Source organism: Rahnella sp. RFA10(1/100) (assembly GCF_004195115.1).
GTDB lineage: Bacteria > Pseudomonadota > Gammaproteobacteria > Enterobacterales > Enterobacteriaceae > Rahnella > Rahnella perminowiae.
Genome location: NZ_SEWR01000002.1, coordinates 673448 through 689515, shown reverse-complemented (window position 1 = coordinate 689515; position 16068 = coordinate 673448). Strand labels below are relative to the sequence as shown.

The 16068-nt window shown below is 55.0% G+C and carries 15 protein-coding genes; 9 read left to right on the top strand and 6 right to left on the bottom strand.

Annotated features, from left to right (window positions below; translation table 11 throughout):
* Nucleotides 1-123 precede the first annotated feature (123 nt).
* Nucleotides 124-1542, top strand: coding sequence for a PLP-dependent aminotransferase family protein (locus ETV65_RS09780; protein ID WP_129952670.1), 1419 nt, complete (start codon nucleotides 124-126; stop codon nucleotides 1540-1542).
* A 24-nt stretch (nucleotides 1543-1566) separates the two neighbouring features.
* Nucleotides 1567-2457 (top strand): LysR substrate-binding domain-containing protein, encoded by an 891-nt coding sequence (locus ETV65_RS09775; protein WP_129952669.1) that lies wholly within the window; start codon nucleotides 1567-1569, stop codon nucleotides 2455-2457.
* A 60-nt stretch (nucleotides 2458-2517) separates the two neighbouring features.
* Here ETV65_RS09775 and ETV65_RS09770 read toward each other — a convergent pair whose 3' ends face one another.
* The gene (locus tag ETV65_RS09770; protein ID WP_015696885.1) at nucleotides 2518-2793 is read right to left on the bottom strand and encodes a hypothetical protein; all 276 of its coding nucleotides are present in this window, start codon (nucleotides 2791-2793) and stop codon (nucleotides 2518-2520) included.
* A gap of 217 nt (nucleotides 2794-3010) precedes the next feature.
* Between ETV65_RS09770 and ETV65_RS09765 the strand changes: the two genes are divergently transcribed.
* Genes ETV65_RS09765 through ETV65_RS09745 form a run of 5 tightly spaced genes read left to right on the top strand, consistent with a single transcriptional unit; the run spans nucleotide 3011 to nucleotide 10044 of the window.
* Nucleotides 3011-4594, top strand: coding sequence for an ABC transporter substrate-binding protein (locus tag ETV65_RS09765; protein WP_129952668.1), 1584 nt, complete (start codon nucleotides 3011-3013; stop codon nucleotides 4592-4594).
* On the top strand, nucleotides 4594-5541 hold the full coding sequence (locus ETV65_RS09760) for an ABC transporter permease (protein WP_129952794.1): 948 nt from the start codon (nucleotides 4594-4596) through the stop codon (nucleotides 5539-5541). Before ETV65_RS09765 ends, ETV65_RS09760 begins: the two co-directional genes overlap by 1 nt.
* 11 nt (nucleotides 5542-5552) lie before the next feature.
* A complete protein-coding gene (locus ETV65_RS09755; RefSeq protein ID WP_129952667.1) occupies nucleotides 5553-6380 on the top strand; it encodes an ABC transporter permease in 828 nt (275 codons plus the stop codon).
* Nucleotides 6377-8020 carry an ABC transporter ATP-binding protein gene (locus ETV65_RS09750; RefSeq protein WP_129952666.1) on the top strand — a complete coding sequence of 548 codons (1644 nt, stop codon included), beginning with the start codon at nucleotides 6377-6379 and terminating at the stop codon, nucleotides 8018-8020. The genes ETV65_RS09755 and ETV65_RS09750 overlap by 4 nt, the downstream gene beginning before the upstream one ends.
* Entirely contained in the window at nucleotides 8017-10044 is a 2028-nt protein-coding gene (locus ETV65_RS09745; RefSeq protein WP_129952665.1) for a CocE/NonD family hydrolase, read from the top strand. The genes ETV65_RS09750 and ETV65_RS09745 overlap by 4 nt, the downstream gene beginning before the upstream one ends.
* 102 nt (nucleotides 10045-10146) lie before the next feature.
* Here ETV65_RS09745 and ETV65_RS09740 read toward each other — a convergent pair whose 3' ends face one another.
* A complete protein-coding gene (locus tag ETV65_RS09740; RefSeq protein ID WP_129952664.1) occupies nucleotides 10147-10593 on the bottom strand; it encodes a helix-turn-helix domain-containing protein in 447 nt (148 codons plus the stop codon).
* A 112-nt stretch (nucleotides 10594-10705) separates the two neighbouring features.
* On the opposite strand from ETV65_RS09740, the gene ETV65_RS09735 reads away from it, so the two are divergent.
* A complete protein-coding gene (locus ETV65_RS09735) occupies nucleotides 10706-11500 on the top strand; it encodes an SDR family oxidoreductase (RefSeq protein ID WP_129952663.1) in 795 nt (264 codons plus the stop codon).
* Between the two features lie 92 nt (nucleotides 11501-11592).
* On the top strand, nucleotides 11593-12282 hold the full coding sequence (locus tag ETV65_RS09730) for a fumarylacetoacetate hydrolase family protein (RefSeq protein WP_129952662.1): 690 nt from the start codon (nucleotides 11593-11595) through the stop codon (nucleotides 12280-12282).
* Between the two features lie 20 nt (nucleotides 12283-12302).
* Here the strand turns inward: ETV65_RS09730 and ETV65_RS09725 are convergent, their stop codons facing one another.
* The 4 genes from ETV65_RS09725 to bglG all read right to left on the bottom strand — a co-directional run bounded on the left by ETV65_RS09725 (nucleotide 12303) and on the right by bglG (nucleotide 16003).
* On the bottom strand, nucleotides 12303-13109 hold the full coding sequence (locus ETV65_RS09725) for a hypothetical protein (protein WP_129952661.1): 807 nt from the start codon (nucleotides 13107-13109) through the stop codon (nucleotides 12303-12305).
* Nucleotides 13109-13306 (bottom strand): hypothetical protein, encoded by a 198-nt coding sequence (locus ETV65_RS09720; RefSeq protein WP_129952660.1) that lies wholly within the window; start codon nucleotides 13304-13306, stop codon nucleotides 13109-13111. Before ETV65_RS09720 ends, ETV65_RS09725 begins: the two co-directional genes overlap by 1 nt.
* 136 nt (nucleotides 13307-13442) lie before the next feature.
* Nucleotides 13443-14924 (bottom strand): L-asparagine permease, encoded by a 1482-nt coding sequence (gene ansP / locus ETV65_RS09715; RefSeq protein WP_129952659.1) that lies wholly within the window; start codon nucleotides 14922-14924, stop codon nucleotides 13443-13445.
* A 239-nt stretch (nucleotides 14925-15163) separates the two neighbouring features.
* Nucleotides 15164-16003: a transcriptional antiterminator BglG gene (bglG, locus tag ETV65_RS09710; RefSeq protein ID WP_129952658.1), complete on the bottom strand. Its 840-nt coding sequence runs from the start codon at nucleotides 16001-16003 to the stop codon at nucleotides 15164-15166.
* Between the last annotated feature and the right edge of the window lie 65 nt (nucleotides 16004-16068).

Genomic DNA, 16068 nt, shown 5'->3' with positions numbered 1-16068 from the left:
GAAAACATTACAGATTCAGTTTTTTTGTATTTCGACCATACAGATCTGGATCTGATGACAGATTAAGCGTTAGATTGTGTCCATCTGTACTGCTTTCTTTGCGCAGGCGTTGAGGAAAAGAAAATGAACCGTTACGAAAATCTGGCAAATGTCTTGAGTGACCGCATTGAACAGGGCCTGTATCCGGCGGGGATCCGCCTGCCTTCGGTGCGGGTGTTAAGCAGTGAACATGGCGTCAGCGTCAGTACGGTTCAGCAGGCCTACCGGGTGCTGGAAGAAAAACAGCTGGTGGAAGCGCGGCCCAAATCCGGCTACTTCGTGAAAGATGCGCGTCTGCAGGCAGCATTGCCGGCGGTTTGCCGCCCGACACAACGTCCTGTGGATATTTCCCAGTGGGATCAGGTACTTGAATTGATCACTTCGCCGCATCGTCCCGGTGTGGTTCAACTCGGGCGGGGCTCGCCGGACGTCACGGCAGCCACGCTCAGGCCACTCAGCCGTCTGATGGGCCGGGCCGGACAGCATCAGAATCTCAATGCATTTCATTACGACAGCATTTACGGCTCGGAAGAATTGCGCGAACAAATCGCCCGCCTGATGATTGACAGCGGCAGCCACATGGATGCCAGCAATATTCTGATCACCACCGGTTGCCATGAAGCCCTGTCTATCGCTATCCGTTCGGTCTGCGAACAAGGTGATATTGTGGCGGTGGATTCGCCGAGTTTTCACGGAGCCATGCAAACCCTGAAAGGTTTCGGCATGAAAGCGCTGGAAATCCCGACAGACCCGGTGACTGGCATCAGCCTCGAAGCGCTGGAAATGGCACTCGAGCAGTGGCCGGTCAAGGCCATACAACTGACGCCAAACTGCAATAATCCGCTCGGTTACAACATGCCGGATGACCGGAAAAAAAGTCTGCTGCGACTGGCACAACGCTACGATATCGCCATTATCGAAGACGATGTTTATGGTGAACTGGCGTATCAGTATCCGCGCCCTGCTACCATCACTTCTTTCGATGAAGATGGCCGCGTATTGCTGTGCAGCTCGTTTTCAAAAACGCTGGCGCCCGGTTTACGGGTCGGCTGGATCGCGCCGGGTCGCTACCATGACCGCGCATTGCACATGAAATACATCACTACCGGCGCGTCGGCGACGCTGCCACAAATCGCAATCGCCGATTTCATCAGACAGGGACATTACCTGCAGCATATGCGCCGGATGCGTAATCAGTACCAGCGCAATCTGTGCATCATGACCGACTGGGTGATGAAGTATTTTCCGTGTGGTACGCGTGTCAGCCGTCCGCAGGGCGGTTTTTTGTTGTGGATTGAACTCGATGAACGCGTGGATACACAGCGCCTGAACCGGCTGCTCGAAGAACATCTCGTGCAAATTGCCATCGGTTCGATATTCTCTGCTTCAGGCAAATACCGTAATTGCCTGCGCATCAACTATGCCCAGCCCCTGACTGCAAAAACTGAACGCGCCATCCAGCAGGTCGGTCTGACGATTTCGCTGATGCTGGAAAACAGCTAAACGCCCATGCGGGGAGACTTTACCGTGCAGATAGAACCGTTACCGCCACTGAACACGCTGGTGGCTTTTGAATGCGTGGCGCGTTATTGCAGTTTTTCCCGGGCAGCCGATGAGCTGAATCTTACTCAAAGTGCCATCAGCCGCCAGATCATCCAGCTGGAGGAAATGCTCGGGTGTAAGCTTTTCCAGCGCGCTCAGCGTAAAACGACCCTGACGCCACGCGGTGAAACCTATGCGCATCAGGTGCGTAAATTACTGGGCGATATTTCGCAATCCACGGCTGAAGTCATGGGCTGGAATGGTTTGCCGCAGGTCACACTGGCCTGTACCAGCGCCATGAGCGGCCTGTGGTTGTCGTCCCGCCTGTCGTTATTGCGCCAGCTTTTGCCCGATTTGCAAATCCGCATGAAAATTTCCGACAGCTTTTCAGACCTTAAGTCATCAGAATTTGATCTGGCTATCTTCTATCTGCGTGAGCCGCCGCCCGGATACCACGTTCAGGCGTTGTTTGACGAAGTATGTTATCCGATGTGCTCACCGCAATTTCTGGCTCGTCTTCCGCCGGAGGCCAGCGCCGCCGATCTTCTGGAACAAACCCTGCTGATTCAGGATGATCCACAGCGTGAATGGACAGGCTGGCGCGACTGGTTTGCCTCACAGGGTGTCAGCTTCGTGACGCCGCGCAGAACGTGGCGCGCCAATAATTATCCGTTCCTGGTGCAATCGGCAGTGCTGGGCGACGGGATATTGCTCGGCTGGGAAGGACTGGTGCAGGATTATATCAATAACGGCCAGCTTGTCGCCGCGCATCCCGGCAAACTGGCGGCGGCAGGAAAATGCTACATGCTGACGCCGCAGGATCGGTTCCTCAAACCCATGGTACACAAAGTTATTAACTGGCTGAAACAGCCTTAAATAGTTTGCTTCCTCCCCTGCGAAGGGGAGATGGAGATTAATAAGAATCTTATATGTTAATTATATATCCGTCGGCGGGATTTTATTCCTTTCAAGGTATCTGCGTTTTCTCGCCGAATTCATACCAATTAATGTAAATAATAGCCAGCATGACTGTGAAATACAGGATGCAAGGTTAAAATCATGACTTAATGAATACAGACCAAACACACCGCCGATTATATTAAGATAGGCGTAACTGTTAGCATCAACCGCTAGCCTGCGCATTTGAACCAGCGCATAAGCCAGAAGATAGCAAAACACGCCAATTAAGCCGACAACCGTATGCAGTTCCACCGGTCACTTCCCTTTCCAGACGTTGGTAGATCAGAAAAATAAAGCTTTTCAGGGTGTTCTGCCGCGCATTTTTCGCATACCCTCATGATAAATTCTCATGCAAGTTCAACAGGGGGTTTTGATATAAATCATCAAGGCAAACCATTGCGCCCATTGATCCACCCGGGATATTTCACCTGCACCTAAAAAATTCCAGCACGTACTATGGAGAAAATTAATGAAAGATAATAATTCCCCTTTGACGAAATTAATGCAGGATGCACAACTTAGCCGTCGCGGCTTTATTACCAGCGCTTCCGCTGTGGGTATTACGAGTGCCATGGGCTTTTCACCGTTCTCTGCTTTTGCTGCTGAACCGAAAAAAGGCGGCATATTAAAACTGGGTATGTCAGGGGGAAATACCAGTGATACGCTGGACCCGACATTATTTAGCGACTGGGTCCCGCTAAATCAGGCATATATGCTGATGAACGGCCTGATTGAAATTGACGAAAATAACAAAGCCACACCTGAATTATTCTCCGCGTGGGAGGCCAAACCCGGTGCTGCTGAATGGGTGTTTACCCTGCGCGAGGGCGTGACTTTCCATAACGGTAAGACGCTGGATGCCGATGACATTCTTTACTCCATCAACCTGCATCGCGGCGACAAATCCAAAAGCGCGATCAAGTCCCAGCTGGCCCCGATCACCGGTCTGACTAAACAGGGCGATAAGCAGATCCTGATCACGCTTGAAAGCGGCAACGCCGACCTGCCCTATCTGCTGGCGGATTACCATCTGGTGGTGGTACCGGCAGGCTTCACCGACTGGTCTCACCCGATTGGTACCGGTGGTTTTATCTTTGATCAGTACGAACCGGGTGTACGATCGCTGTTTAAACGCAACCCGAATTACTGGAAACCGGATCGCGCCTTTGTCGATGCCGTGGAAGTGCTGGTCATCAACGACCCGACCGCCCGCACCAACGCCCTGATTTCCGGTCAGGTTCACGCCATTAACCGCGTTGATTTCAAAACCGTCGACTTCCTTAAACGCAGCCCGGCACTGAACATTATTCGTTCTTCCGGCGGCCAGCATTTCACCTTCCTGATGGACTGCAGCGTTGCGCCGTATAACAACAACGATGTGCGCATGGCAATTAAACACGGCATAGACCGTCAGAAAATCCTCGACACCGTGCTGCGTGGCTACGGCTCGCTGGGCAATGACCACCCGATCCCTAAGACCGATCGCTTCTTCAATCACAGTCTGGAACAGCGCGTTTACGATCCGGACAAATCGAAGTTCTATCTGAAAAAAGCCGGTCTGACGGATCTTAAAATCGAACTGTCCTCCTCTGACGCCGCTTTTGCCGGTGCGCTCGACGCCGCCGCTTTGTTCCAGGGGCAGGCACAGAAAGGCGGTATTCAGGTCAACATTAAACGCCAGCCCGCCGACAGCTACTGGGACGATGTATGGATGAAAGCACCGTTCAGCATGGGTTACTGGGGCGGGCGTCCGACCGCTGACCAGATGTTCTCCACCGCCTATCAGTCGACGGCGAAATGGAATGACACCCACTGGAAAGATGAGAAGTTTGACGCCTTGCTGTTGCAGGCCCGTTCACTGCTCGATGAGGGCAAACGGGCCGAAATTTATGGCGAGCTGCAAAGTATCGTGCGCGATAACGGTGGCGCGATGATCCCGCTGTTCGGCGATTATCTTGATGCGGCCAGCAAAAAAGTCGGCGGTATCAAACCCCACCCGATGTTCAACTTCATGGGTGGTCGTCTGGCCGAGCGCGTCTGGCTGGAGGCATGATGAAGAAAAGGATTTTACAGCGGATCCTGTCAGGCATTGTCACGCTGTGGCTGGTTTCTGTGCTGATTTTTATCGGCACGGAAATGCTGCCCGGCGACGTCGCGACGGCCATTTTAGGCCAGAGTGCCACGCCTGAAACCGTGGCCGCGTTGCGTCTGCAACTCGGGCTGGATGAGCCGTCAGTGCTACGTTATCTGCACTGGCTGGCGGGCATTATGCATGGTGACTTAGGACAGTCGCTGGCGAACGGGCGTGCCATCAGCGATGAATTACTGCCACGTCTGGCAAACACCCTGTTCCTTGCCGGATATGCGGCGGTGATCGCGATACCGCTTGCCGTCGGTTTAGGCATCGCATCCGCCATCTGGCGCGGTTCCGTTTTTGACCGGCTGGCGAATACCCTGACGCTAATCAGTATTTCGGTGCCGGAATTTTTTGTCGGCTACATTCTGGTCATCGCTTTCGCTATCCGGCTGACATGGTTCCCGAGTCTGGCAATGGTGGACAGCAGTTCCTCGTTCATCGACCGTCTTTACGTCTGTACGCTGCCGATGGTTACCCTGACGCTGGTCGTGCTGGCGCATATGCTGCGCATGACGCGTGCATCAGTCACCGCAGTGATGGCCAGCCCGTACATTGAAAGCGCGGTGCTGAAAGGCATTCCGCGATGGCGGATTGTGGTATCTCACGCCCTGCCCAACGCCCTTGCGCCGATCATTAATGTCGTCGCGTTCAATCTGGCGTATCTGGTGGTGGGTGTCATCCTGGTGGAAGTGGTGTTTGTCTATCCGGGCATCGGGCAATACATGGTGGATGCGGTCACCAAACGCGACCTGCCGGTGGTTCAGGCCTGCGGCCTGCTGTTTGGCGGCACCTATATTTTTCTCAACACCACCGCCGATTTACTGGCGATCTGGTGCAATCCACGCCTGCGCCATGCGCGCTGAAGAGGGAACGCATGAACCGATATTTCATTAACATCCCGCTGTCGGCCTGGATTGGTATTGTGATCATTGCGGTGAACCTGCTGGCCGCTATTTTTGCGCCGTGGCTCGCGCCGCACAGCGAAACTGAACAGGTCGGTGACATTTGGTTGCTGCCCTCCGCCGCCACGCCATTTGGCACCGACAGTCTCGGTCGCGACATGCTGTCACGCATCCTGTTTGGTGCCCGCACCACCATTGCTATCGCGCTGACTATCACCTTCAGTTCTTTCATCATCGGCATCGTCACCGGCTTTACGGCGGCGATTTACGGTAAATGGGTGGATATGGTGCTGTCGCGCATCGTCGATACCGTGATGTCGATTCCGGTGCTGATTTTTGCGCTGATCGTATTGTCCGTGATGGGCACCTCTGTTCCCGTGCTGGTGCTGACCATCGCCCTGCTTGATGCCACCCGTGTGTTTCGTCTGGCACGGCTGGTAGCGCAGGCAATTGTCTGTCAGGAATATGTTGAAGCGGCGCGTTTGCGTGGCGAGGGGCTGCGCTGGGTGCTGTTCCGGGAAATCCTGCCTAACGCACTGCCGCCGCTGCTGGCGGAGTTTGGCATGCGCTTCTGCTTTACCTTCCTGTTTATCGCGGGCTTAAGCTTCTTAGGGCTGGGCATTCAGCCGCCGTATGCCGACTGGGGCAGCATGGTGCGTGACAATGCTCAGGCGATTAACTTTGGTCAGTTCGCCCCGCTATATCCGGCAGCAGCGATTGCCTTGCTGACGATTGGCGTCAATCTGGTGGTCGACTGGCTGCTGGCACGTAACAGCCTGCCGCATGGAGACGAAGCATGACACGCACGATTTTAGAAATGCGCGGCCTGCGCATCGAGACCCTCGACGGTTCGCCGCTGGTGCAGGATATCTGCCTGAAACTGGCAGCCGGCGAAGTGCTCGGCCTGATTGGCGAATCCGGCGCAGGGAAATCGACCATCGGACTGGCGGCGCTCGGCTATGCACGTCAGGGTTGCCGGATTGCCGGTGGCGAAGTCTTGCTGGACGGCACGGATATCGTTTCTCAGCCTTCGCATATCAAACGTCAATGGCGCGGCAAGCGCGTGGCGTATGTGGCGCAAAGCGCAGCAGCCTCGTTTAATCCGGCGCTGACCATCGAAAAACAGGTCTGCGAAGGCCCGATCCGCCACGGTCTGATGAGCCAGGAAGAGAGCCGCCAGTGGGCGATTTCGCTGTTCCGCTCGCTGGATTTACCGGACCCTGAAAACATTGGCAAACGTTACCCGCATCAGTTGTCCGGTGGCCAGCTTCAGCGTGCAATGGCCGCCATGGCCATGTCCTGTAAGCCTGATTTACTGATTATGGACGAGCCGACTACCGCACTGGACGTCACCACGCAGATTGAAGTGTTGGTGATGCTGCGCAAACTGGTGCGCGAGTTCAACACGGCGGCGCTGTATATCACGCACGACCTGGCCGTTGTCGCCCAGCTTGCTGACCGGATTATGGTGCTGCGGCACGGCAAAGAAGTGGAAACTGGCAGCACGCAGACCATTCTGGAAAATCCGCAGCAGGAATATACCCGCAGACTGGTGGCGGAACGCGAACACGCCCTGACACCACTGACCGGCGGCCATGAAACCGCCGGTCAGCCGTTGCTGACGATGCGCAAACTGAGCACCGGCTACAACGGTAAGCAGGTAGTGCATGACGTCAGCCTGCAACTGCCGCGCGGCAAAACGCTGGCGATTATCGGCGAATCCGGCAGCGGAAAAAGTACGCTGGCACGGGCGCTGGTGGGTTTACTGACGGATACCGAAGGCTCGGTGGATTTCGACGGCATTTCGCTTTCACATCATTTCCATCAGCGCGATAAAGAAACGCTGCGCCGCATGCAGATGATTTATCAGTTGCCTGACGTGGCGCTGAATCCGCGCCAGACACTGCTGGATATCATCGGCCGCCCGCTGACATTCTATTTCGGCATGAACAAAAAGCAGGTGCGTGAGCGTGTGGAAGAATTACTGCGACTCACCGAACTGCCGGTCAAACTGATCGACCGTCGCCCCGGCGAGCTTTCCGGCGGGCAGAAACAGCGCGTCTGCATCGCCCGTGCGTTGGCTGCGCAGCCGGAACTGATTATCTGTGATGAGGCGACGTCAGCGCTCGATCCGCTGGTGGCGGAAGAAGTACTGAATCTGTTGCGCCGCTTACAGGAACAACTCGGGCTGTCGTACCTGTTTATCACCCACGATTTAGGTACGGTGAAACGTATCGCCCATCAGGTGGCCGTGATGTATCAGGGTCAGGTGGTCGCCAGCGGCGATACTGACGTGGTCTTCAGCGCGCCAATGCACAGCTATACCGAAAAACTGCTGACCTCCGTACCGGAAATGCGCACCAGCTGGCTGGATGACGTTCTCGTCCAGCGTGGCACGGCGCTACCTGCGGCAGCGATTTCCCCGACAGGAGTCTTATGAACACCAAACGCATCGTGACTGAATTCCCGCACGCCGTCACCGTGACTGAACATCTGTGGATCCCGCTCCGTGATGGCACGCGTCTCGCTGCGCGCCTGTGGCTGCCGGACGACGCTGAACAGCAGCCGGTTCCTGCGATCCTCGAATACATCCCTTACCGCAAACGCGACGGGACCCGCACCCGCGACGAACCGATGCACGGTTTCTTCGCCGGCAACGGCTACGCAGTCGTACGTGTGGATATGCGCGGCAGCGGCGAATCCGACGGATTGCTGGCCGATGAATACCTGCTTCAGGAGCAGGACGACGCACTGGAAGTCATTGAGTGGATCGCTGCACAACGCTGGTGCAGCGGCAATGTGGGCATGATGGGCAAATCCTGGGGGGGCTTTAACGGTCTGCAGGTCGCTGCCCGCCGCCCTGCCGCCCTGAAAGCCATCATCACTGTCTGCTCCACCGACGACCGTTACCGCGACGATATTCACTACAAAGGCGGCTGTCTGCTCAACGACAATCTCTGGTGGGGCGGCATTATGCTGGCGTATCAGAGCCGCCCGTCGGATCCGGCGCTGGTCGGTGAAAGCTGGTACAAAGACTGGCTGAACCGTCTGGAAAATATGCCGTTCTTCCCGGCATTATGGATGGAACATCCGCTGCGCGATGAATACTGGCAGCACGGTTCCGTATGCGAAGACTGGCCGGCGATCCAGTGTCCGGTCATGGCCATCGGCGGCTGGGCCGACGCCTACAGTAACGCCGTGTTCCGCCTGATGGATAATCTGAAAGTGCCACGCCGCGCCATTCTCGGCCCGTGGGCACATATTTATCCGCAGGACGGCACACCGGAGCCGGCAATTGGTTTCTTACAGGAAGCCGTGCGCTGGTGGGATCACTGGCTGAAAGGTGAAGACAATGGCGCGATGGAAGGCCCGATGATCCAAACCTGGTTGCAGGACAGTCAGCCGCCATCGGCGATGCGTCCGGTCAGCCGTGGCGAATGGGTGGGATTTGATCGCGGCACCGCCAGCAATATCAGTCACAGCCCGCGATGGCTGACACGCGGCCAGCTCAATACCCAACCGGACGTTGATGCCGGGGTGCTCAATATCTGTTCGCCGCAAAACCATGGCCTGATGGCCGGTGAATGGATGGGCGCAGGCGTGCCCGGCGAAATGCCGCCGGATCAGCGTGTCGATGACGGTATGGCGGAAATCTTTGACGGCGAACCGCTGGCTGAGCCGCTGACCATTTTCGGCTTCCCGGAATTTACCGTCGAACTGAGCAGCGATAAACCGGCCGCCATGTTGTATGTCCGGCTTTCTGACGTCGCGCCGGACGGTTCGGTAAACCGTGTCACGCACGGGTGGCTGAATTTGTCGCATCTGCACGGCCATGACCAATCTGTGCCCCTTATTCCCGGCCAGAAAGTCAAAGTGCCTGTACAACTGGACGGTATCGCACACCGTTTTGCCACCGGCCACCGGATGCGGCTCTCGCTGGCCACCACCTTCTGGCCGATGATCTGGCCGATGCCTGAAGCCGCGACGCTGACGTTAGATTTGCACAGCGCGCAACTCAGCCTGCCGGTGTGCGGGCAACCGGTGTCGGTTGATGGCCCGATCAGGGAACCACAAAGCGCACCGCTGACGCCGCAAACTGTGCTGTCCCCCGGCCGCGTTGACCGTAACATCACTTACGATTTCCTCACGGACAGCTGGACCAGCGTCACGCATGGCGTGGGGGGCGTATTCGGCGAAGGCGTTTACCGCTTTGATGATATCGACACCACCGTCGACCACAGTCTGCGTCGTGAACTGACGGTCAGTAACAGCGATCCGCTTTCCGCCCGTTATCTGCTCACACAGACCATGAAAATGGGACGTGAAGGCTGGTGGATGGAGGCGGAAATTACGCTTGAACTGCGCAGCGACCTGACGCATTTCATCGTCAGCGGTGATATGGTCGTCAGCCTCAATGGTGAGGAAGAGTTTACGAAATACTGGCATGAGAGGATTGCGCGGTAAACTTGCTCCTCCCTTTCTCAGGCGCGGGAGCCGATCGCGTCATTGCGGGTTTCGCTTTTAGCTCCTCCCCTTCACAGGGGAGGAGCTGATCGAATTCAAATTTTAAATCTCAGGAATAATCGCCGTAATATCCCGGCTCTCAAGTACCCGCCCGTCCTGCGCGTGGATTTCCAGCTTACGCAGCGGCTGGCGGTTTTCGATATCCACCAGTTGCGTACAGGCTTCGCCTTCTTCAAACAAATATTCACTTCCCCACTGCCCCAGCGCGACCAGCACCGGTTGCAGCGCCCGCCCTTTTTCGGTCAGTACGTAATCCTGATACGCCGAGCCGTCGGCAGCGGGTTCAATCTTTAAAATGCCTTCTGCCACCAGCGCCTTAAGCCGGGTGCTGAGAATGTTTTTCGCCGCCCCCAGACTGCGCTGGAATTCGCTGAATCGCGAGATGCCGTACATCGCGTCGCGGACAATCAGCAATGTCCACCAGTCGCCGATTAAATCCAGCGCACGGCCAGCCGGACAAGGCGTGTTTTCCAGACGGGTTCGTTTCATGGCACTTCCTGCTTAATGCGTTTAAGAAAATCTGGTTGCATTATAAAACCACCGGTGCTAAAAATCATCTGGTTTTATTATTAAACCAATTACTCAACACCGAGGTTATACCATGTCAGATACAACTCGCTCTCAGTCCCTGGCCTTAATCACCGGCGCATCCACCGGCATTGGCGCAACCTATGCCGATCGCCTGGCGAAACGTGGTTACGATTTAATCCTCGTTGCCCGTGACGTTCAACGCCTGAACGCGCTGTCGGACCGCCTGCAACAGGAAACCGGCGTCAGCGTCACTGTGCTGCCTGCCGATTTAACCCGCAGCGAAGATTTAACCCGCGTTGAGGAATTTATCCGCGCTACACCGCAGATTTCCCTGCTGGTGAATAATGCCGGCGCTTCGCTGAAAGCCGGTTTTGAAAACAGCGACGCCAATGCCATCGAAAATCTGATCGCCCTGAACGTTACCTCCGTCGCACGTCTTTCCCGCGTGGCCTTCGACGGCCTGATCAGCCACAAAGACGGGGCAATTATCAATATTGCATCTGTCATGGCGCTGGCACCGGAATTGCAGTCTGCGGTGTATTCCGCCACCAAAGCCTTTGTACTGACCTTCAGCCAGACGCTGCAATTTGAAATGGCCGGACGCGGTCTGTACGTTCAGGCGGTGCTGCCTGCCGCAACGCGTACAGAAATCTGGGAACGTTCTGGCAAAAATATCGATGAAGTCCCGGGCGTGATGGAAGTGGGTGAACTGGTGGATGCCGCCTTACTGGGCTTTGACCGCAAAGAAAAAATCACCATTCCACCACTACAGGACGAAAAACAGTGGAACGATTTTGATGCACTGCGCGGTGCGATGGTGCCAAACTTCCTGCAGGCTCATGCCGCACCGCGTTACAAAGCCTGACAGTGAGACATTGACCAGTAACATAAATTTACTGGTCAATGTGGATTCGCTTTGCAAATATGTTAATTCGATAACTTTGTGAAGTGAATGCGATGACTGAATATGTAATTGCTGCACCTGAAGTTCCGTCTCTCGCCGTCGAAGGCCAGAGCGCCCGGTTCCCGTTGCGCCGCGTGTATTGCGTTGGGCGCAACTATTCCGAGCACGCCCGCGAAATGGGCCATGATCCTGATCGCGAACCCCCTTTCTTCTTTGGCAAACCGGCTGATGCCGTGGTTCCCGCCAGCGGCAATGTGCCCTATCCGACCCTGACCGAAGACCTGCACTATGAAGTGGAGCTGGTCGTCGCGATGGCAAAAGGCGGTAAAAATATTGCCGCTGAAGACGCACTGTCACACGTCTGGGGTTACACCGTGGGTGTGGATTTGACCCGTCGCGATATTCAGGCACAGGCCAAGAAACTGGGACGTCCGTGGGATTTCGCCAAAGGGTTTGATGCTTCCGCACCGGCGAATCCGCTGCTGCCGGTGAGTGAGACAGGTCATCCGGCGGCCGGTAAAATCTGGCTCGACGTGAACGGTGAGAAACGTCAGCGCGGTGATTTGAGCGACCAGATCTGGCAGGTGGCGGACGTTATCAGCTATCTGTCTCAGGCGGTGGAACTCAAACCTGGTGATCTGATCTATACCGGTACACCAGCCGGTGTGGGACCGGTCGTGCGCGGTGACGTGATCACCGGCGGCATCGAAGGTCTGAGTGATTTCAGCTTCACTATCGTGTAATACCTGCGGGACGCCTTATTTCAGGCGTCCTTCTCGCCAATTTTCCGGGCCATTTCTTCCTCAATCAGCGGAATAAGTTTCTTAAACGCGCAGGCGCTTGAGGGATCAAACAGCGACAGGGTTTCTATCTGGCTCAGTAAAATCACCTTTCGAAATTTCAATACACTCACCGGTTCTGACACAGGTGTGATGCCATGTTCCTGATAATAGCGGGCATAATTGTGCTCGACGCGCAGCTCCAGCGTATCTTTATCGCGATAGCCGCTGACCATCGGGATCACCACAACGTTGTCTGATGAACTCGTTTCACATTTTGCGGTATGTACCATGCCGATATATACGCGCCGCGACTGTAACGTGATAAACACCATATCGCCCTCTTCCATACACTGGTACAACAGCCCTTCCACGCCGTTGGCGCGGGTGAGTTGTTTGTACAGTTGTTTGCGTCCGGCAGTATTGAGGCGTAAGCCCGGCGACCAGGTGGTGCGCACCAGGCACAGCATCACGGAAACGGCAAGCATAATCACCACCGGTGCCTGAATGCCCAAAAAGCTCCAGTTGATGAAATCACGATGGTAGTGCACATCCTGTTGCTGATGCGCCAAAGCGGGCAGCCAGTTGATGACGTCAGAAATCCCCCACAGCACCAGATACACCAGCGCGATGACCAGCACCCCCTGCAGGACAAAAATACAGCCATACAGAGCCACCAAAAAATAGACGTCCCAGCCGAAGGTGCGTTTAAGTTTGAAACGCGATGAAATGTCGCGGGTGGTGTACCAGTAGCCGCAGACCATTAAGACCATGAAAACCGCTGTCGCCATTACAGTACGCTCATACGTTTGACGTGACGGGCAAAGTCTTTCTGCATCTCCTGATTAGCCAGGTTGACTGACGCCGTACCGTTTTCATCAATCAGAATACGCTCACCTTCTTCCAGCGTGTTATCCCTGTCTGCGGTACTTAGCAGCCCGAGGAATTTTTCCGGGCTGGAGAATATGTGTAAAAAAATCTTCAACATTTGCTCCCTCTCATCATAAAAGAATAAGCCTAGTCAAAGGAGAGAGGCACTATGGCTGTTTCAGATTTTTTTACCGGGCACGAATGAAAAAGGGCCACCTTCACGGCAGCCCTTTGCTGAAAATCTGCGAAACGAATTATTTCGCGTTAAGACTTGCCTGATGCGCTTCTTCCTGCTCAGCCTGTTCGGCATGCACTTCAGCCGCACGTTTGCGCAGACCAATCCAGCCCAGGACCAGCAGGAGGATCAGCACCGGGATGGTCGCCACCGTGTAGGTGCCGTTCGGGTAGTCAAAGGCCATCAGGATCAGCACGCCCGCCAGGAACGCCAGCGTCAGCCATGAGGTTACCGGTGCCCACGGCATCTTGAAAGACACGTCTTTTGCACGGCCTTCTTTGATGGCAGTACGCAGTTTCATCTGACAGACAATAATGAAAGCCCATGAACTGAGGATGCCGAGTGAGGCGACGTTCAGGACGATCTCAAACACCTGTGAAGGCACGTAGTAGTTGAGAATAACACCAACAATGTAGATGCCGACAGTCACCAGAATACCGGCGTACGGCACCTGCTGCGCACTCATCTTAGACATGAATTTCGGTGCTGAGCCGCCCATCGACAGGGAACGCAGAATACGACCGGTGGAATACAGTCCGGAATTCAGGCTCGAAAGCGCCGCCGTCAGCACCACGATATTCATGATAGTACCGATGTAAGGCACGCCCAGCTTACTAAAGAAGGTAACAAACGGACTTTGCCCCGCCTGATACGCATTCCATGGCAGCAGCAGAACCAGCAGCACCACGGAGCCGACGTAGAACAAGGCAATACGCCAGATAACGCTGTTAATGGCTTTCGGCAGCACTTTCTCAGGATCTTTAGTTTCGCCCGCTGCGGTACCGACCAGTTCGATGGCTGCGAATGCAAAGACCACGCCCTGCACCAGAACCAGCGCCGGCAACAGCCCGTGCGGGAAAATACCGCCGTTGTCGGTGATCAGATGCAGGCCGGTGGCGTTACCGTCCAGTTGTTTGCCGGTGCCGAGGAACACCACACCAACCACCAGGAAGATAGCGATCGCGGCCACTTTGATCAGCGCAAACCAGAATTCCATCTCAGCAAACCATTTCACGCCAATCATGTTCATGGTGGCGACAATCGCCAGTGCGCCCAACGCAAACATCCATTGCGGAACATCACCGAAGGTTCCCCAGTAGTGCATGTACAGAGCCACTGCGGTGATGTCGACAATGCCGGTCATCGCCCAGTTCAGGAAGTACATCCAGCCTGCTACATAAGAAGCTTTTTCACCCAGAAACTCACGGGCATAGGATACGAAGCTGCCGCTGGTCGGACGGTGTAAAACCAGTTCGCCCAGTGCACGCAAGATAAAGAATGAAAAAATACCACACACCGCATACACGATAGCGAGTGCCGGGCCTGCCATCTGTAAACGCGCCCCCGCGCCGAGAAACAGACCGGTACCGATAGAACCACCAATGGCAATCATCTGAACCTGACGGTTGCCCATACTCTTGTGATAACCGTGATCGTGGGAATCCAGCCAGCGCCGTTTAGCCGCGTGCTTCGCCTCTGCCGTTTTCTTATGAGACTTCATTATGAGTTGTTCTCCAAAATAACCTTCACCTGACGCCGGGTGCTGCAAGCAAACGATTGCAAGCCTCGCCGTTTATGGGGTTTACCCACTGTAGTTTTTTTAGCCGGAACTGTTTTGGTGCAATAACGGCGAAGGATGCTACCTGTTCTCACTAACCGTGGCAAAAAAAACCGTCATAAAAAATTGTGAACAGTCATATTTCGCGATGCAAATTTTGCGTCTGCGTGCGGTCAGGACGATTATTTCGGCAGACTCTCTTTTCTCACCCGTTCGATATTAATGGAGAGATACATAATTTCTTCCGTGGTCAGTTCGCGCTGATATTGCGCGGCCAGGTAATCGGCGATTTTTTCCGCGCACAACCACGCCTGCGGATAATTCTCTTTCACCGCCACATGCAGGGTCATGTCGTCGTCGGCCACCACCGTGCGGCTGAGCATACGCTGGGCGAAGAATTTAAGATGGGTGACGAAACGCTGGTAGCTCAGCGCTTCTTCGTCATATTCGATACGCAGCTGGTATTTCACCAGATTGAGGATTTCCTGCATCACACGGGTGATCTGCGCCACTTCCGGCATTTCACCGTTAAGTTGTGCGTTGACCAGATGCAGGGCAATAAAGCCCGCTTCATCTACTGGCAGCCGTACGCCGAGACGGGTGTCGATGATCTCCAGCGCTTCCAGCCCGAGGGCATATTCTTTCGGGTAGAGACGGCGGGTTTCCCATAATAAGGCATTACTGATAGGCACTCCCTTCTTCTGCCGTTCAATGGCAAAATTGCAATGGTCGGTGAGTGCGATATACAGGTTTTCCTGGAGTTTCCCCAGCCGCCCGCGAGCCAGTGAAATAATCTGATCGCAGGTCGTCATCACTTCCATCGGAATATGCGACAACAGCTCCGTCAGATGTGCGACCAGTTCGTCATTCTGCAGGGCGAAGACTTTCTCGATTTTGCTGTCATCCAGTTCATCCCCGGCTTTCTTCATAAACGCCAGCCCGCGTCCCATAACGACCTGTTCGCGCTGCTGTTCGTTGACGACAACCACCACATTATTATTGAGTATTTTGGCGATTTTCATTGTGACTCCCTGAAAAGAAAAACCCAATCGTCCGTACGGATGATCAGGTTTTGTCTGCCGCAGTC

Bases quoted from the DNA above. Each gene is read 5' to 3' on its own strand.
- ETV65_RS09780 (WP_129952670.1), top strand. From the start codon at position 124: ATGAACCGTTACGAAAATCTGGCAAATGTCTTGAGTGACCGCATTGAA.
- ETV65_RS09765 (WP_129952668.1), top strand. From the start codon at position 3,011: ATGAAAGATAATAATTCCCCTTTGACGAAATTAATGCAGGATGCACAA.
- ETV65_RS09760 (WP_129952794.1), top strand. From the start codon at position 4,594: ATGAAGAAAAGGATTTTACAGCGGATCCTGTCAGGCATTGTCACGCTG.
- ETV65_RS09755 (WP_129952667.1), top strand. From the start codon at position 5,553: ATGAACCGATATTTCATTAACATCCCGCTGTCGGCCTGGATTGGTATT.
- ETV65_RS09750 (WP_129952666.1), top strand. From the start codon at position 6,377: ATGACACGCACGATTTTAGAAATGCGCGGCCTGCGCATCGAGACCCTC.
- ETV65_RS09745 (WP_129952665.1), top strand. From the start codon at position 8,017: ATGAACACCAAACGCATCGTGACTGAATTCCCGCACGCCGTCACCGTG.
- ETV65_RS09740 (WP_129952664.1), bottom strand. From the start codon at position 10,593: ATGAAACGAACCCGTCTGGAAAACACGCCTTGTCCGGCTGGCCGTGCG.
- ETV65_RS09735 (WP_129952663.1), top strand. From the start codon at position 10,706: ATGTCAGATACAACTCGCTCTCAGTCCCTGGCCTTAATCACCGGCGCA.
- ETV65_RS09730 (WP_129952662.1), top strand. From the start codon at position 11,593: ATGACTGAATATGTAATTGCTGCACCTGAAGTTCCGTCTCTCGCCGTC.
- ETV65_RS09725 (WP_129952661.1), bottom strand. From the start codon at position 13,109: ATGGCGACAGCGGTTTTCATGGTCTTAATGGTCTGCGGCTACTGGTAC.
- ETV65_RS09720 (WP_129952660.1), bottom strand. From the start codon at position 13,306: ATGTTGAAGATTTTTTTACACATATTCTCCAGCCCGGAAAAATTCCTC.
- ansP (WP_129952659.1), bottom strand. From the start codon at position 14,924: ATGAAGTCTCATAAGAAAACGGCAGAGGCGAAGCACGCGGCTAAACGG.
- bglG (WP_129952658.1), bottom strand. From the start codon at position 16,003: ATGAAAATCGCCAAAATACTCAATAATAATGTGGTGGTTGTCGTCAAC.